The organism is Arthrobacter humicola, from assembly GCF_022803015.1.
In the GTDB taxonomy this organism is placed as follows: domain Bacteria; phylum Actinomycetota; class Actinomycetes; order Actinomycetales; family Micrococcaceae; genus Arthrobacter; species Arthrobacter humicola_A.
Genome location: NZ_JAFKON010000005.1, coordinates 168,103 through 183,639, shown reverse-complemented (window position 1 = coordinate 183,639; position 15,537 = coordinate 168,103). Strand labels below are relative to the sequence as shown.

15 protein-coding genes are annotated in these 15,537 nt (G+C 66.3%); 9 read left to right on the top strand and 6 right to left on the bottom strand.

What is annotated here, in order from left to right; genetic code table 11:
* Positions 1 to 70: 70 nt before the first annotated feature.
* Complete coding sequence (locus ARTB_RS12065) at positions 71 to 763, bottom strand: glycoside hydrolase family 16 protein (RefSeq protein ID WP_243180638.1); 693 nt, start codon at positions 761 to 763, stop codon at positions 71 to 73.
* A 616-nt stretch (positions 764 to 1,379) separates the two neighbouring features.
* Between ARTB_RS12065 and ARTB_RS12060 the strand changes: the two genes are divergently transcribed.
* From ARTB_RS12060 to ARTB_RS12025, 8 genes are all read left to right on the top strand, one after another.
* Positions 1,380 to 2,231, top strand: coding sequence for a glycosyltransferase family 2 protein (locus ARTB_RS12060; protein ID WP_243180637.1), 852 nt, complete (start codon positions 1,380 to 1,382; stop codon positions 2,229 to 2,231).
* Between the two features lies 1 nt (position 2,232).
* On the top strand, positions 2,233 to 3,231 hold the full coding sequence (locus ARTB_RS12055) for a glycosyltransferase family 2 protein (RefSeq protein WP_243180636.1): 999 nt from the start codon (positions 2,233 to 2,235) through the stop codon (positions 3,229 to 3,231).
* Between the two features lie 90 nt (positions 3,232 to 3,321).
* Positions 3,322 to 4,422 (top strand): hypothetical protein, encoded by a 1,101-nt coding sequence (locus tag ARTB_RS12050; protein WP_243180635.1) that lies wholly within the window; start codon positions 3,322 to 3,324, stop codon positions 4,420 to 4,422.
* A gap of 11 nt (positions 4,423 to 4,433) precedes the next feature.
* Positions 4,434 to 6,527 carry a glycosyltransferase gene (locus ARTB_RS12045; RefSeq protein ID WP_243180634.1) on the top strand — a complete coding sequence of 698 codons (2,094 nt, stop codon included), beginning with the start codon at positions 4,434 to 4,436 and terminating at the stop codon, positions 6,525 to 6,527.
* 8 nt (positions 6,528 to 6,535) lie between these two features.
* Positions 6,536 to 8,419: a hypothetical protein gene (locus ARTB_RS12040; RefSeq protein WP_243180633.1), complete on the top strand. Its 1,884-nt coding sequence runs from the start codon at positions 6,536 to 6,538 to the stop codon at positions 8,417 to 8,419.
* On the top strand, positions 8,409 to 8,786 hold the full coding sequence (locus ARTB_RS12035) for a hypothetical protein (protein WP_243180632.1): 378 nt from the start codon (positions 8,409 to 8,411) through the stop codon (positions 8,784 to 8,786). The genes ARTB_RS12040 and ARTB_RS12035 overlap by 11 nt, the downstream gene beginning before the upstream one ends.
* The gene (locus tag ARTB_RS12030) at positions 8,783 to 8,962 is read left to right on the top strand and encodes a hypothetical protein (RefSeq protein ID WP_026538140.1); all 180 of its coding nucleotides are present in this window, start codon (positions 8,783 to 8,785) and stop codon (positions 8,960 to 8,962) included. Before ARTB_RS12035 ends, ARTB_RS12030 begins: the two co-directional genes overlap by 4 nt.
* Before the next feature lie 98 nt (positions 8,963 to 9,060).
* The gene (locus ARTB_RS12025; RefSeq protein WP_243180631.1) at positions 9,061 to 9,765 is read left to right on the top strand and encodes a hypothetical protein; all 705 of its coding nucleotides are present in this window, start codon (positions 9,061 to 9,063) and stop codon (positions 9,763 to 9,765) included.
* A gap of 32 nt (positions 9,766 to 9,797) precedes the next feature.
* On the opposite strand, the gene ARTB_RS12020 is transcribed toward ARTB_RS12025, so the two are convergent.
* Positions 9,798 to 10,400 (bottom strand): phosphoribosylanthranilate isomerase, encoded by a 603-nt coding sequence (locus tag ARTB_RS12020; RefSeq protein WP_243180630.1) that lies wholly within the window; start codon positions 10,398 to 10,400, stop codon positions 9,798 to 9,800.
* Positions 10,401 to 10,555: 155 nt separating this feature from the next.
* Here ARTB_RS12020 and ARTB_RS12015 point away from each other — a divergent pair, with 155 nt between their 5' ends.
* Positions 10,556 to 11,221, top strand: a complete 666-nt coding sequence (locus ARTB_RS12015; RefSeq protein WP_243180629.1) for a HutD/Ves family protein — start codon at positions 10,556 to 10,558, stop codon at positions 11,219 to 11,221.
* 10 nt (positions 11,222 to 11,231) lie between these two features.
* On the opposite strand, the gene ARTB_RS12010 is transcribed toward ARTB_RS12015, so the two are convergent.
* The 4 genes from ARTB_RS12010 to ARTB_RS11995 all read right to left on the bottom strand — a co-directional run bounded on the left by ARTB_RS12010 (position 11,232) and on the right by ARTB_RS11995 (position 15,408).
* On the bottom strand, positions 11,232 to 12,044 hold the full coding sequence (locus ARTB_RS12010) for an ABC transporter permease (RefSeq protein ID WP_243180628.1): 813 nt from the start codon (positions 12,042 to 12,044) through the stop codon (positions 11,232 to 11,234).
* A gap of 13 nt (positions 12,045 to 12,057) precedes the next feature.
* Entirely contained in the window at positions 12,058 to 12,987 is a 930-nt protein-coding gene (locus ARTB_RS12005; RefSeq protein ID WP_243180627.1) for an ABC transporter permease, read from the bottom strand.
* A 68-nt stretch (positions 12,988 to 13,055) separates the two neighbouring features.
* A complete protein-coding gene (locus tag ARTB_RS12000; protein WP_043434485.1) occupies positions 13,056 to 14,243 on the bottom strand; it encodes an ABC transporter substrate-binding protein in 1,188 nt (395 codons plus the stop codon).
* A gap of 88 nt (positions 14,244 to 14,331) precedes the next feature.
* Positions 14,332 to 15,408: an ABC transporter ATP-binding protein gene (locus ARTB_RS11995; RefSeq protein ID WP_243180626.1), complete on the bottom strand. Its 1,077-nt coding sequence runs from the start codon at positions 15,406 to 15,408 to the stop codon at positions 14,332 to 14,334.
* Between the last annotated feature and the right edge of the window lie 129 nt (positions 15,409 to 15,537).

Here is a 15,537-nt window from a genome sequence, read left to right as displayed (position 1 = left end):
GCTGCGGCATTCCGGCTCAGGAGTGCGGCGGCGCATCCGACGGTAGGCCGCCGGACGCGCCCAAGACGGCTCAGGCCGGCACCCAGATGCTGACCCAGTCCAGGTAGACGTGGCCCTGGGTTTCCGGAGCCGGACACAGAGGCAGGCAGGATTCGGTCTGCAGGATGAAATGCATGGGCGTCGAGGGCACGTCCGTCGTGCTCGCGCCGATGGATCGTCCGTCAATGAAGAACTCAACGCGTCCGGGGGTCCACTCTGTCGTGGCCACATGCCAGTCCGTGGAAACTTTATTGGAAAAGAACTGTTCAAAACGCTTTGGATCCAAGGACATGAAATGGGCAGCTGCCGTCAGGATTGCTCCGAGGTCGCCTTCGGGAAAATCTATCTCCCCGTCCCGCGGCCAGATGCCACTATCCGGCCACAGGAGCCACGCCGTCTTGAAGCCAGGCATGGCATCCCCCCTGTACCGGACTGAGTAGCGGCCGTACAGCATGCTGTTGGCCCTCGGGGGATTTTTGCTGGCATTCGGAAATTTGGGCGTGGGCGCGGCGCCCATGAAGACACCGTTTTCCGAATGCATGAACCAGTCCAGAACGCCGTTTTTGACGCTCAGGACTTTCGAGGGGTAGTAGCCCGATTTTCCGCCGCTGACCTGTCCGTCCGTATCCGGTGTTCCGTCTTTGTATCCCGCACTCCACCGGTCCCGGTACAGCGGCCCGGGAAAGGAGCCAAGGGGGACGTCACCGCCGGAGAAGTCCTCCACAAAGACGTTCCTCCATCCGGGCAGATCCCCCGACATGGCCGTGTCAGTGGTCCGGTCCGGAGGCGGTGCCGATGTCCGGGCAGGCCGTGACGCCGGCGCGCTCCCAGTCGCAGGGGCGGCAGTGGCGGTGCCACCTGCCGGCGGCTCAGTCGGCGCCACTGATTGGAGCCCGGGCTGGGCTCCTGTTCCGGCGTCGGTCGGCGGAGCCGCCGGCGACGCCGAAATGGACGTGAACAGCGGCCGCTCGCCCTGTGGAGCTGCATCCGTGCCGCACGCCGCCAGGGCCAGAACCATGACCATGGCGGGAACCGCCATGGTCATGAAGGTCAGGAGACGCCGGCGACCTGCCGGCACGCGCCCCCAATGAACGGGTGTCCGCATCCGGCCAGTGTCGCATGGAGGCAACCGCCCATCAACAGTTTTGCCTCAAATTTGGTTGAAGGTTCCAGTTAATCCAAGGTTAATGCAAGGTGGCGAAACCAAACTTTAACCCTGGGGTATATCACTAAGTTGTCGACGACCGAACAGCGTAAGCATTGGGTCTATTTTCCGGTCGGAGGAGTCGGAAAGCGCTGTAGTTGCGACGAGCAGAATACGTCATTGAGTGGTGAGGCCAGTGTCCATCCCGAATCTCAAGCCGAACGTGCGCCCCCAAACGACGCCCCCGCCGGCAAATCCCTCGGTCAGCGTGGTGATCCCCACTTTGAACGAGGCAATGAACCTGCCGTGGGTGCTGCGGCGTATGCCTTCCTATGTGGATGAGGTGGTAATTGTTGACGGCCGTTCCCTGGACGGCACAGTGGAGGTGGCCCGGGCCTTGCGCCTGGACGTCGTGGTGGTGGCAGAGCCCCGCCCTGGCAAAGGCAACGCCGTGCGGGCCGGATTCGCCGCAGCCTCCGGCGACATCATCGTCATGCTCGACGGCGACGGCAGTATGGATCCCCAGGAGATCGGCTGGCTGGTGACTCCGCTCCAGCACGAATACGACTTCGTCAAAGGCTCCCGCTATGTGACGGGCGGCGGCTCAGACGATCTCACATGGCTGCGCAGCGGCGGAAACAAGATGCTCACCCGGCTCGCCAACACTGTCCTCCACAGCGACTACTCGGACCTTTGCTACGGCTACATCGCCCTGCGCCGCGAATGCGTTGACATTCTGGAGCTGGAGTCGGACGGGTTCGAGATCGAAACTGAACTGATTGTGCGGGCCTCAAGGGCGGGCCTGCGCATCGCCGAGGTGCCCAGCCACGAACTGTCCCGCATCTCGGGGCAGTCAAACCTGCATACCTTCCGGGACGGCTGGCGGGTCCTCCGCACCCTGGCCCGTGAGCGCGTGAGCTGGGAAGCCCCGACCGCCGGCGCCCGCCCCGAAGCCCTGCGCCGGGTCAAGTACAAGTACCCCAACGAGGTCTTCCCGCACGTTCCCACCGATCCCAGCAGCGTCCTGGGCGTACGGGCAGGCGAATAGGATGTCCGAGAACTCCAGCCTTCCGGAAGTATCCGTGGTCATTTGCTCCTACTCGGAGGACCGGTGGGACCGGCTGATCGGCGCCCTGGACTCCGTCCGCACCCAGACCTTCCCACCCAAGCAGACGATCGTCGTCGTGGACTACAACGTGGACTTGTACAAGCGCCTGATCTTTACCGTCCCGGATGCCGTAATTGTCGAGAACGCCGGACCCAAGGGTCTCTCCGGCGCCCGCAACACCGGAGCAGGAATCGCCAAGGCCGAGATCGTGGCCTTCCTCGATGACGATGCCGAAGCCGAGCCGGACTGGCTCGAACGGCTCGCGGCGATGTACGACGATCCCGACGTTCTGGCGGTCGGCGGCCGGGTGGAACCGCTCTGGGAAGCCGGACGGCCGGGCTACTTCGCCAACGAGCTCGACTGGATTGTCGGCTGCACGTACCGGGGAATGCCCAAAGTCGCCGCCGAGGTCCGCAACGTCATTGGCGCGAACATGTCCTTCCGCGCCGGCGTCCTGGAACGGGTCGGCGGTTTCAACACAACCTTGGGCCGCCAGGACGCCGTCCCGCTGGGCTGCGAAGAGACCGAACTGTGCATCCGCGCGGTGATCGGAGCTCCCGGATCCCGGGTGGTCTATGAGCCCGCGGCCCTGGTGCACCACCACGTTCCGGCCGAGCGCGGCACCGTGCGCTACATGCTGGCCCGGTCCTGGGGCGAGGGGATTTCCAAGGCACAGGTCAGCAGGGTGGTCGGCCACAAACGGGCACTTGGTCCCGAGCGGCGCTATGTCCGGCAGGTCCTGCCTCGTGCAGTGTTCGCCGGAGTCCGCGGCTGGCTCGGCGGCGGGGACCGCGCCGGGCTCGGCCGGGCCGCGGCCATCATCGCCGTGCTCGCGGCCACTGCGACCGGCTATGTGCGCGGCCGCCGGCTGCCTGCGGCGCCGTCGCCGGCCAAAGCGGCTGTTGTGACGCCGGAAGAGCCGTGGCGGGAAGTCAAATGAACCGCGCTGCGCCCTTCCCCTTAGACCGCCCGGTGCAGACGCACCCGGAACCACCTGACCGCAGGAACCCGACCCCAGAAAGCTTGGATCATGAGCCAACCTGAGCGCGACGTGAAACAGCCCATAGGCGCCTCTGCCGGAGCCTCCTTCGATGTCCACGGGATCGTGGGCATCGACGTGGAGGCGGGCACGCCAGGGGAACCGCAACTGCGGGACATGCTCGCCCCGTTCCTGGGGAATTCCACCGCGCCGCGGCGGATCACCATCGGCGCCAAGATATCGCCGGTTTCCAGCCAGTCGCACGCGGAGGATGCCTACCGGTTCACCGGGGAGTCCCTCTATATTCCGGCGGACCGCGTCCAGATCATCGAAACAAAGGACGGGTATCGGATCGAAGGCGCCGGTGAGCTCCTGACCTCTGTGATTCCGCTGCTGGACCGGCTGTGTGTCCAGGAGGAGACCGCCATGATCCATGCCGCCGTGGTGGACTTCCGCGGCTCCGGGGTTCTCCTGCCGGCCTGGGGAGGTGTTGGAAAGACCAGTACGGTGGCGAAGCTGGTGGCCATGCCCGATGTGCGGTTCATGGCCGACGACTGGGCCTTCATGGGCGCCGGCGGAATGCTCATGGGCTACGCCAAACCGATGTTCATCAAACCCCACCACCGCGCCATCTACCCGGACATGTTCCGGGGAACCCGCAAGCCCCTGGCCCCCGGATGGATGACGACCCCTGTCGCCCATCTGGCCACGGCGGTCCATCCGGTCATTGTCCGCTATCCGAAAACAGCCGCGTTCACCCGGCGCTGGTCCCCCGAACACCGCATGGTGCAGCCGGAGCATGTTTTTGGGGCGCAGCGGATCTCGTCCGCGGCGCCGGCACAGCTGGCCATCTTCCTCGAGCGATTCGACGGCGCGGACGCGCGGCTGGAAGCACGCAGCGCCGAGTGGATGACGTCCCGGGTCGTCGGCAACTTCCATTCGGAACTGCCCATGGTCTCGCGGCGCCTCGTCGAGGCCCTCGGCGCCACCAGCCTCGTCCCCCTGGAGGAGCATTTTGGCCAGAAGGCGGCCGTGGTGCGCCGGGCCCTGGAGGACGTTCCCTGCTGGCTGCTCCGGCTGCCGGCCGCTTGGTCAGCGGACCAGGCCTCTGACTTCATCGCGAATCTGGTTCGTTCAAAACTGGATGAGTGAGGCGAGGCCACGTGAGCGATCTGAAGGTGTCGGTTGTTGTTCCGGCGCGCAATGCCGCAGCCTGGCTGGGCGAGTGCCTGGAGTCGATCCGCAGCCAACACCCGTACGAGATGATCGTGGTCGATGGCTGCTCGACGGATGACACTGTCGAAATCGCCCGCGACTGCGGGGCGACTGTCATCTCCGACGAAGGACGTGGCCTGCCTGCCGCACGGATGCTCGGCGCCCGCAGTGCCACCGGCGACGTTGTCGCCCTGATCGACGCCGACGTCGTCCTGCCGCCGAAGAGCCTGTCCCGGCTGCTCACCGAATTCGAGGCCGGCGGCTACGACGGCCTGCAATTCGGGCTGGCCAGCGAAGCCGACGGCCCCGGCTATTGGGGGGCTGCGCTGGCCTGGCACCACAACCACAGCCGGGTGCGCAAGTGGTTTGGCGTCAGCGCCACGCTGATGCGCCGTGACGTGCTGCTCGACGTCGGGTTCGACGACGACTTCCGCTCCGGGGAGGATGTGGAGCTGAGAATCCGGCTGGAGCAGGCCGGGTTCAAGCTCGGCGTCTCCGACTCCGTGGTGGTCAGGCACCGGTTCGACGACACGTTCGACTACGCCCGCGACCAATGGCTCCAGGACGGGGCCGGGATGGCCCGGACTGTCCGCAAGCACACGGGCCGCGCCGGCTGGCTCGTGATGCTGCCCCTGCTGGCCACCGTTCGGGGGGTCGGCATGTCCCTGTTCCGGGCACCCCGCTTCCTGCCGTACTGGATGGGCTTCCTGCTCTACAACTACCGCGCCATGGCCGGCGAGCTCCTGCGGCCGGCCCACAAACCGATCTCGGTCGGCGGGAACGCTGCCTGGCTGGCCGCCGCGAGGATTGCCCCCATGGTGACGGGCTTCCTGTTCTGGGCTCTCGCGGCCCTCGTGCTCCCGCCGGAGCAAATAGGTCTGGGGTCCGCGGTGGTCGCAGCCGCGCTCCTGACCGTGCAGCTGGGGATGCTCGGCGTCGGGCCTGCCACGCTGACGCTGCTGCCCGCGGAAACTGACGGCGGCCGGCGCCTCATCGCCACCGGCCTGCTTACCGTGGCGACGTGCTCCCTGCTGGGCGCGGGCCTGCTGGTTGCCGTCACCTCCTGGCTCGGCACAGGCGTGGGCGAGGCCTGGGCCGACCCCTTGGTCACGGTTCTTTTCCTGGCCACGGCGCTGCTCGCCGCCAGCGCCTACCAGCTCGACCACGTGGGCGTAGCCCAGGAACGGGCCGACCGCACGCTGGTCAGAAGCCTCGCACAGTCCCTCGTCCAGCTCCTCTTCCTGGCCGTCGCGCTGGCCGCCGGGCTCCGTGACCTGGCGGTGATTGTGGGCGCCGTTGCCGCCGGCGCCCTGGCCAGTGTCCTCGTAGGGCTGCGCCAGCTCGCCCGGGCCCACGTGTCCCCCGACTGGAAGCACGGCTTCCGGCCTCGGCCGGCCCTCAATCTCCTGAAGCCAGGGCTTCCCAACCACGCCCTCACGCTCGCCGACCGCGCGCCCGGCTACCTGCTCCCGCTCATCGTTGCAGCTACCCTGGGCCCGGCGTCGACTGCCGCCTGGTATGTGGTCTGGATGATGGCCTCGGCAGTGTTCTTCGTGCCGCAGTCCGCCGGGTTTACCCTGCAAACGGCCCTCGCGGGTTCACGGGCGCGGCCGGGCCTCCTCGCCTCCGCGTTACGGGCCAGCTTTATGCTGACTCTCGTGGCCGGGCTGATACTGCTGCTGGCCGGCCCCCTGCTTCTGGGCTTCCTCGGGCCGGATTACGCGTCCGCGTGGGTCCTCATTCCTGTACTCGTCCCGGCACTCCTCCTGAGTTGCGTGACCCAGGTCTACTACGGTCTGTGCCGGGCCCAAGGGCGGCTTTTCGAATCCACGATAGTCGCCACTCTGGCCGCCATCCTGGTCGTGGCACCCGCCGCGGCCGTGGCGCAACAATATGGCCTCACCGGGGTCTCAGTCCTTTGGGCCGTTGCCCAAGCGGCTGCTTGCCTGATGGCCACTTGGCGCCTGATCACCCTGACCCGGATGAAGCCCGCCTCCACCGCAGGCGAGATTCCTTCAGCGGCGCGCCACCAGCCGACCTGAATCGAGAAATGATGACACACGAAACGGCAACAAGCCTCCCGGTGGGCACCGCCCACCGGCATGAGGCGCATGCGCACGTCGGCGGTGCTAAGCCGCCCACCCACCGCAACCTCGGACTCACGCCGTCGTGGCACATCGGTGCCCTGGCCGCGGCAGCCGCGGCCGCGCTCGCCCTCGGCGTGTGGAGCATGAACCAGGTCAATCCCTTTCAGATCGGCGGGGCCGGGCTGATTGATGCCCTCCCCCCGGCCTATTTCGTTGCGCTCGCGCTCAGCCTCGCCGGATTTGTCGCCTCGCTGAGCCTCCGCCGTCTGGTTCCGGCGCTTCTGACCTGGCAGCTCCTGGTCACAGTGGTTCTCCTCGACGGTGCTGACCCCATCATTCATGGCCTGCCCCGCCTCGAGGCCAGCTACCGGCATCTGGGCATTGCCGACACCATTAGCCAATCGGGCCAGCTGGATCCGACCCTGGACGCCTACTTCAACTGGCCAGGATTCTTCAACGTGCTGGGAATGCTCTCCGGGGCGACGGGCGCCAAGGATCTTTTCGGGATCGCAACGTGGGCGCCGGTGGGCATCAACATCCTCCTGCTCGCACCGCTGCTGGCCCTGGCCCGGCGGTTGACGGCAAATCCGCGCCAGGCCTGGGCGGCTGTCTGGATCTTCTACGTGGCCAGCTGGATTGGGCAGGACTACCTGTCACCACAGGCCTATTCGTTCCTCCTCCTGCTCACACTGATTGCCTGCCTGCTCAGCGTCTTCGGCGGTTGGGCCTGGCCCACGGAGCGCACCCGCTTCTCCCGGTGGCTTGCCCGCAGTGTCGGCAAACTGGACAGCTCGGTCCCGCGGTATGGCGCCGCGGAACCGCACCGGGCGGACACGGCGATTCTCGTGGTGGTCTGCGCGCTGATCCTGCTTGCCATGACTGCTTCACACCAGCTCAGCCCCTTCGCCGCGATCCCCATCCTGGCCGCGCTCCTGCTGACCGGACGTCTCCGGCTGCGCTTCCTGCCGGTCCTGGCCGTGGTCCTGCCCGTCGGCTGGCTGCTCTTTGCGGCTTCCACATTCGTGGAGGGGCATTTCGGCCAGCTGCTCGGCTCGCTCGGTGACATCGGTGCGAACAGCCTCGGCGCGCTGAGCAACAGGGTCTCAGGCAGCGACGCCCACATGTTCGTGGTCTACACGCGCATGGCCGAGGTTGCGGTCGTCTGGGTGCTCGCCGTTGCCGGCGCCATAGTGGGCTACCGGCGGAAGGCACCGTGGCTGGCGGCCGCGGCCGCGGCGCTGGCGCCGCTGGTCCTGATTCCCCTCCAGCCCTATGGCGGTGAACTGCTTCTGCGCCTGTACCTCTTCAGCCTTCCGTTCGCCGTCTGCCTGGTTGTGCTGCCACTGATGTCAGACAGTGCCGCGGGGCTGAGCCTGCGCCGGGCCCTAGCGCTGCTGCTGATGGGCGCGGTACTCGCTACAGCCACTGTCGTCTCCCGTTACGGAAATGACGGCATGGAAAGCTTCAACGACGACGAAATCGCCTTAGTGAACCACCTCTATGCGACTGCGCCCACCGGTTCCGTCCTCATTGAGGCAGTTCGCAACACCCCGTGGAGATACCAGCACTACGCGGACTACGACTACCGGGCGCTCGTTGCTGCCGAGCCCATTCCCAACGCCGCGCCGCTCAGCTGTGACGCGGCCAACCAGATCGCCCACAAAGCGGGCGCGTACCTCATCGTTACCGAAAGCCAGCAGGAGGCAGCCGAACTTCGTGGTTCGACTCCCACCGGCGACCTTCAACGTTTTACCGCCACATGCGCCACGAGTCCGGGCTGGACAAAGGTTTTTGAAAACGCAGGCGGCGTGATTTTTCACATCGAAGGAGTTAGCAATGGCAACTGAACGCAGCTACGTGAGCTATGCGACGGCAGCCGTCGCCGTAGCAGCCATACCGCTCTCGTTTGTCGGCCCCGAGGGCCTGCGCCTGGCGGTGATTGGCCTGCTGATGCTGGCCGGGCCTGGAACGGCGCTGGTGTTGCTCCTCCGCTTCGACCCCCCGCGCTCAGCCCAGGCCACTGGCGCGCTTCCCCTCAGCATCGCCATCGCAATCGCCTTCAGCCTCGCGATGTCCACCCTCGTGGCGACGGCGATGATCTACGCACGTCTCTGGTCACCGCCGGCGGCCGTATGCCTCCTGTCGGCCCTGACCCTCGTATTCCTGGGCATTGAGCTCAAGCGGCCAAAGCGTGCCCTGGTGCGTGCGAAATGATCATCTTCCTGACGGGGCTGGCCACCATGACGGCCCTCGTGAGCTGCGATGTGCTTCGCGTGTTGCAGCCGGACAAGGCACTCCCGCGCGCCGTGGTGATCACCACGGCAGCCCTGCTGGCCATAGTCGGCGTCGCGGTGGTCATGCAATTGGTGCATTTGGCGCAGCTGGCATGACAGAAACCGTCCGCCCGGTGCCGCGGCGCCGGGCGGACACCAACAAGTCGAACCAATCACGGAAAGTATTTTCAATGAGAAAACTTAGAACACTCAGCATGGTTGGGACGCTCGGAATGCTCGTAGCCGGTTCCCTTGTCTTCGGTTCCGCCCAGGCTGCCACCGCCGCAACCTGCAGCCCGGCACCGACAAACTCCTATCCGGGCACCGTCGTGCTCGCCACCAGTTTTGAAGCGGGCGGCTTTTGCGGCCTCGTCCCCAAGGTGTCCGGCACCGGCACCGCAACGATGTCCACTTCGCGGCCCCACACCGGGACACATGCGGTTAAGCTGCACGTGACCACGGACTCCGGCTCGCTCGCAAACCTCTCCTCCCCTTCGTTTTCCTCGGGGACCAAGACCTCGTACGCAGACGGCTGGTTCAATATCACTGTTGCCGGCGTTTCCGGCAATGACGTCCCGTACTTCCGTTTCTTCTCCGGTTCCACCCGTGTCGCGGACATCTACCGCTACAACAGCAACGGGCAGTTGTGGCTCCGGGTCACGTCACCGAGTGGCAGCTTTGTCTACACGAAGCTGATCTCCAGCAGCATCTCTCTGAGCGCCTGGCACCATGTGTCCATGCGGGTGACCGCCAACGGCAATTCGTCAACGATCCAGGTATGGTTCGACGGCGTGCAGCGCTACAGCAGCTCGAGCGTCCAAATGCTCGGAAGCAGCCTGAGCAAAGTTCAGCTCGGGGCCGAGCACAACCGGCAAAAGGGCGACGAATACATCGATGACGTGATCATCAAACGCTCCTAGCCCCCCTCAGATGGTCCGCGGGCGGCCCAGCCTCATTCAGGCGCCTTGGCCGCCCGCACGAAATCCCCGATCTTGGCCAAGTCCTTGATGCCGCGCGCCGATTCGACGCCGGAGGACACATCGACACCCCACGCCCCGGCCTCCGCCGCTGCCCGGGCCACGTTGGCGGGATCGAGACCGCCGGCGAGCAGCCACTTGCGTCCGGTCAGGGCCTTCGCCCGGACCGATCCGTAGTCCCAGGCCTCGCCTGAGCCTGGCACGGCGGCGTCGATCAGGAGCAGCTCCTCGCCCCAGTCGCTGAAGTCCTCAGGCGCGGCGGCCATGGTGACGGCCCTGATCAGTTTCATCCCGGCGTCGTGCACTGTCCGGACGTCGGCGGGTGAGCGGTCCCCGTGGAGCTGGACCCAGACCAGGCCCGCCTCACGGGCGACGGCGACGGCGTCGGCGGCCGGTTCGTGCCGGAACACCCCCACCGCGGGCACCCCGTCCGGGACGTGGGCGAGGAGGTTCCTGACCTGTTCCGGCGTGACCTCCCGGGGGCTGTGGGTCAGGACGAAGCCGACGGCGTCCGCGCCGGCGCCTGCCGCGACGCGGACCGCATCGGGGGTGCTCAGGCCGCACACTTTGACAAACATTCGGGCTCCTTCTGGGCGCTTCCTGCCTCCGACGTTAGCAAGGCCGGGCCCTAGCCGCCGACTTTGCGTCGACACGGGCGTGCGCAGTCCCCGCCGGCGTGCCGGCGGCGTCGGCGCGAGCGCCGTCCCCGGAAACGGGCCGATAGGCTGAGGCCATGGAGATCATCCGCTATGCCGAGCTCAAAGCCCACCCCTGGCGCAACGGCGGCGGGGTGACGCGCGAAGTGGCGCGCCATCCACGGACCCCGTCCATGCAGACCGGCCCGCAGACCGCTCCGCAAGATACAGGGCAGGACAACGCCTGGGACTGGCGCGTCAGCATTGCCGAAGTCTCCAAAGCGGGCCCCTTCTCCGCCTACGCCGGAATGGACCGTGTACTGACGGTGGTTGACGGCGACTTGCTGCTTCTGAGCGTGGACGGGGCCGAGCATCCGCTGGAGAAGTACCGGCCGTTCCGGTTCTCCGGCGACGCGGACTCGGCGGGGGCGCTGCCCACCGGCGACATCCGGGATCTGAACGTCATCACCCGCAACGGCGCCTTCAAGGGCTACACCTCCATCATCGAGCTGTCCAAGAAGCGCGCCCATCCGGTGTTCGCGGGCCAACTCGGCATCCTCCTGCAGGGGCAGGGGACGGCCAGCCCCGGGACTGCCGGCAGCCTTCCCACCGGGCCGGCCGCCGTCGCCGCCCCCGAGCCGGAGCGCGTCGAGCTGAACCGTTACGACGCCGTCGTCGGCGCCGATACCGCGACGCCGGAAATCCTGGGCCGCGGATTCCTGGCTGTCATCTCGATCGACCCTGCGGAACCCGGCACCGTATAGCGCTGTCCGCCTACACCCGGGCGCCGCTGACACGCACCGAGTCCCCGGACAGCCGCTGCGCGAGCCAGATCGGGACGATCGAGACCACGATCAGCACGACCGCCACGACATTGACCACGGGCGCCTGGTTCGGACGGAAGAGGTTCTGCAGGATCCAGATCGGCAGCGTGGTCTCGCCGGCCCCGATCGTGAACGTGGTAACGATGATCTCGTCGAAGCTCAGCGCGAAGGCCAGCAGGCCGCCGGCCAGAAGCGCGGAGCGGAGCTGGGGGAAAGTCACCAGGCCGAACGTGGTGAAAACACCGGCGCCGAGGTCGGCAGAGGCTTCCTCGAGGCCGGCGCTGGTGCGGCGGAGCCGTGCAATGGCGTTATTGAACACCGTCACCATGCAGAACGTGGCGTGGGCGATCACCACCGTCCACAGGCTCAGCGGGACGCCCAGGATCGTGGTGAACATGTTGTTCAGCGCGATGCCCGTGACAACCCCTGGCAACGCGATGGGCAGGATGACCAGGAGGTTGATGACGTCGCGGCCGAAGAACTCGTAGCGCTGCAATGAGATCGCCAGCAGCGTCCCCAGCACCAGCGAAATGATGGTCGATACGACCGCCACCCACAGGGAGGACACGACGGCGTCCCTGACGCCGGGCGAGTCAAAGGCCTTGCCCCACCATTCCAGTGTGAAGCCCTTGGGCGGCCAGCCGAAAGTCCGGTCCGCGTTGAACGAGTTCACCACCACCAGAAGCAGCGGTGTGTAGATGAACAAAAACACCAGCGCCGTGACAATGCCCAGGACCACCTTGGCGCTACGGGAAAGTCTCATGATGCTCCTCGCACTACAGGCTGTTCAGGGCGCCGGTGCGGCGGACGACGAAAAGGTAGAACATGATGATGGCGATCGGCACCAGCGATACCGCGGCGGCGAACGGCAGGTTGTTGGCCGCTCCGACGTTGGCGTAAATCACGGTGCCCAGCATCTGGGTGGTCCCGCCGACGATCTGCGCAGTGATGTAGTCGCCCAGGGACAGGGAGAACGTGAAGATCGTGCCCGCGATGATGGAGGGGACCAGCAGCGGAAGCATGACCAGGCGCATGGTGGTGAGCGGCTTCGCGCCCAGGTCCCCGGAGGCCTCCAGCAGGGAGTCGGGCACCCGGTCAAAGCCCGCGTAGATCGGCAGGATCATGTACGGCAGCCAGATGTAGGACAGGGTTAGGATGACGGCGGTTTCGCCGTAACCCGGCGAGGACAGTCCGATCGGGGCCCCCAGCCACTCCAGCAACCCACCCTCGGACAGAACATTCCGCCAGGCGTAGGCCTTGACCAGGTAGCTTGCCCACAGCGGCATCAGCACGGCCACCACGAGCAGTTTCTCCCAGCGGGCGGGAGCGACCTTGGCGATGAAGAACGCGATGGGCAGTGCCAGGATCATGTCAATCACGGTGACCGCCACGGCGATCCACAATGTCCGCAGGGTGATCCGCTGATACACCGGATCGGTCAGGACCGTGACGATGTTTTCCGTGGTCCAGACCGTGGACACCTCCCCGGTGAAGGTGTCCACGGTCCAGAACGCGGTGATAAGCAGTGCCGCCAAAGCGGCGATGTACACCAGCACCAGCCAGCCCGCCGGTGCGGTGAGCAGGGCCGCCAGCCTCAGCCGGGGCGAGCGGTGCAGCAACACCGAGAAGGCGTTGGTTTTCGCCCGCGGCACGTCCCCGGCATCGCCGGGCGCCCCAGGCGGCAGCTGTTGCGTATGAAGTGCCATCTCGCCTTAATCTCTGCCGGCCCCCGGGGCCGGCTCGTTGTTGCGGGTTTGGTGCGGCAGAGCCGGAATCAGCCCTTGATTTCCGTCCAGGCCTTGGTCCATTCCGAATAGTCGGTGCACTTGACGTCCTTGCGGCCATCGAGGCACTCGGCCACCGGTGTGGTCCAGAACCAGATCTTGTCGGCGTAGGCCGCATCACCTGAGTGGTACGTCTGGCAGTGGTTGGGATCCTTGGTCAGCTCGCAGGCTTTCGCGTTGGCTGGCGATTCGCCAAAGTACTCCGCCACCTGGGCGTTCGCCTTGGGGCTGGCGATGTAGTCGAGCCACTTGTAGGCGCAGTTCGGGTTCTTGGTCTTGGAGCCGATCATCCAAGTGTCCGACCAGCCGGTGGCGCCCTCGTCCGGGACGAGGGTTGCGACCTTGGCGCCGTCTGCCGTCGCGATGTTGGCCCCCACCTGCCAGGTGGTGCCGACCACGGTGCTCCCGGACGTAAAGGCCTGGACCTCCTTGACGACGTCGCTCCAGTACTCGCCGATGTGCGTGCGCTGCTGCTTGAGCAGGTCAACGGCCGCGGTCAGCTGGTCCTTGTCGAGGGCATAGGGGTTCTTGATGCCGAGGTCCGGCTTATGGGCCATGAGGTACATGGCGGCATCGGCGATGTAGATGGGCGAGTCGTAGGCCGTGACCTTGCCGGTGTTCTTGGCGGCGTCGTCAAACACCGCGCTCCAGGAGGCGGGCGCCGGGGTGACCTTGTCCGTGGAGTACATCAGCAGGTTGGCGCCCCAGCCGTGGGGCATTCCGTAGTTGACGCCGTTGACGGTGTTCCAGGCTTTGTCCTTCAGGAACGGGTAGATGTCCGGGTAGTTCTTCAGCAGGCTCATGTTGACCGGTTGCACGTCCTGGCCGGCGATCAGGCGCAGCGATGCATCCCCGGAGGCCGAGATAACGTCGTACTGCCCCGTGCGCATGAGCGTCACGGCCTCGTCCGAGGTGCCGAACGGCTTGAAGCTGACCTTGCACTGGGTTTCCTGTTCGAACGGATGCACCCAGTCGACGGCCGGGTCGTTGCTGCCATCCTCGACGTAGCCGGGCCATCCGAGGATGGACACCTGGCCTTCACCGGTGCCGATCTCGGTCTTGACCGGCTGCGCCGACTGTGCAGAACCCGATCCACCGCTGGTTCCGCAGGCCGACAGCGCGAGGGCTGCGGCTGCAACCACCCCGACTACGAGGGAGGCCTTAGTTCCTGGTGCCATGATCCGTACCTTTCGCTGTGGAGAAAAACTCTGGACTGGAACGCTGCGCCGCGGCACGGACGGCAACCCCGCCCGGCATGGCCCGGCGTCAGGTAGTGCCGGGGACCGGAAGCCAAACGACGGCGTCGTCGTCCCAGCTGACTGTGACGGGCCCGTTCACCAGATCGGTGTCGCTGCCGGGCAGCTTTTCCGGAACGAGCGCGACGACGGCAGGTCCGCCGTCGAGCTGCACCCGCACCTGGGTGGCGTGCCCGACGTATACGAACGACGTCACTGTCCCGGGCCGGGAGGTGGTGCCGGAACGGTGCTCCGGTTCGCCGGTCCAGGCGACGCGCAGCCGCTCGGGACGGATGCACAGCGGCTCCGGCCGGCCATAGATGGCCTGGGCCTGGCCGGCGTCGAAAATGTTGGAGGTGCCGACGAAGTTGGCCACGAAGATGCCGCCCGGGCGCTCGTAAATTTCGTGCGCGGTGCCGATCTGTTCGATGCCGCCGTTGTTGAACACACCGATCCTGTCGCTCATGGTCAGGGCCTCCTCCTGGTCGTGGGTGACGAAGATGAAGGTGATACCCAGCGAGCGCTGCAATTCCTTGAGTTCGACCTGCATCTGCTGCCGGAGCTTGAGGTCCAGGGCACCGAGCGGCTCGTCCAGGAGGAGGACCTTGGGCTCGACCACCAGCGCCCGGGCCAGGGCAACGCGCTGCCGCTGGCCGCCGGAGAGCTGGGCGGGTTTGCGGCCGAGGAACTTCCCGAGCTGGACGCGGTCCAAGGCTTCCCTGGCCCGCTCCCGCCGCCGGTTCCCGTGCATGCCGCGCACCCGCAGCCCATAGGCGACGTTGTCCACCAGGGACATGTGCGGGAACAGCGCGTAGTCCTGAAATACGGTGTTGACGTCCCGCTGGAAGGGCGCCATGGCCGTGACGTCCTTGCCCTCGAGTTCGATAGTTCCGGACGTCGGCAGCTCGAAGCCGGCGATCAGGCGCAGGACCGTCGTCTTGCCGGAGCCTGACGGGCCAAGCATGGAGAAGAATTCCCCGTGGCGGATGTCCAGGTCCACGCCATTTACCGCGACGGTGTCCCCGAAGACCTTGGTGAGCTTACGCAGACGGATCGCCGGAACCTCTTCGTTTCCGGTCGAGGTGCCGGCGGCCAGTGTTTCGGTCATGGGGTGCGCCTTACTCCGTTGCCGGATCGTCCACAGGAACCACGCAGCCGAATGTGCTCCAGTCCACACTGGGCTGCTGGGCCAAATGCTATTACTCCATAGGTTTTGTGTATAGACCCTCCGGCAAAG

What these genes read in the sequence shown, in the direction of transcription:
- ARTB_RS12055 (WP_243180636.1), top strand. Translation starts at nt 2,233, where the DNA reads ATGTCCGAGAACTCCAGCCTTCCGGAAGTATCCGTGGTCATTTGCTCC.
- ARTB_RS12000 (WP_043434485.1), bottom strand. Translation starts at nt 14,243, where the DNA reads ATGGCACCAGGAACTAAGGCCTCCCTCGTAGTCGGGGTGGTTGCAGCC.
- ARTB_RS11995 (WP_243180626.1), bottom strand. Translation starts at nt 15,408, where the DNA reads ATGACCGAAACACTGGCCGCCGGCACCTCGACCGGAAACGAAGAGGTT.
- ARTB_RS12030 (WP_026538140.1), top strand. Translation starts at nt 8,783, where the DNA reads ATGATCATCTTCCTGACGGGGCTGGCCACCATGACGGCCCTCGTGAGC.
- ARTB_RS12020 (WP_243180630.1), bottom strand. Translation starts at nt 10,400, where the DNA reads ATGTTTGTCAAAGTGTGCGGCCTGAGCACCCCCGATGCGGTCCGCGTC.
- ARTB_RS12005 (WP_243180627.1), bottom strand. Translation starts at nt 12,987, where the DNA reads ATGGCACTTCATACGCAACAGCTGCCGCCTGGGGCGCCCGGCGATGCC.
- ARTB_RS12050 (WP_243180635.1), top strand. Translation starts at nt 3,322, where the DNA reads ATGAGCCAACCTGAGCGCGACGTGAAACAGCCCATAGGCGCCTCTGCC.
- ARTB_RS12040 (WP_243180633.1), top strand. Translation starts at nt 6,536, where the DNA reads ATGATGACACACGAAACGGCAACAAGCCTCCCGGTGGGCACCGCCCAC.
- ARTB_RS12035 (WP_243180632.1), top strand. Translation starts at nt 8,409, where the DNA reads ATGGCAACTGAACGCAGCTACGTGAGCTATGCGACGGCAGCCGTCGCC.
- ARTB_RS12015 (WP_243180629.1), top strand. Translation starts at nt 10,556, where the DNA reads ATGGAGATCATCCGCTATGCCGAGCTCAAAGCCCACCCCTGGCGCAAC.
- ARTB_RS12010 (WP_243180628.1), bottom strand. Translation starts at nt 12,044, where the DNA reads ATGAGACTTTCCCGTAGCGCCAAGGTGGTCCTGGGCATTGTCACGGCG.
- ARTB_RS12025 (WP_243180631.1), top strand. Translation starts at nt 9,061, where the DNA reads ATGGTTGGGACGCTCGGAATGCTCGTAGCCGGTTCCCTTGTCTTCGGT.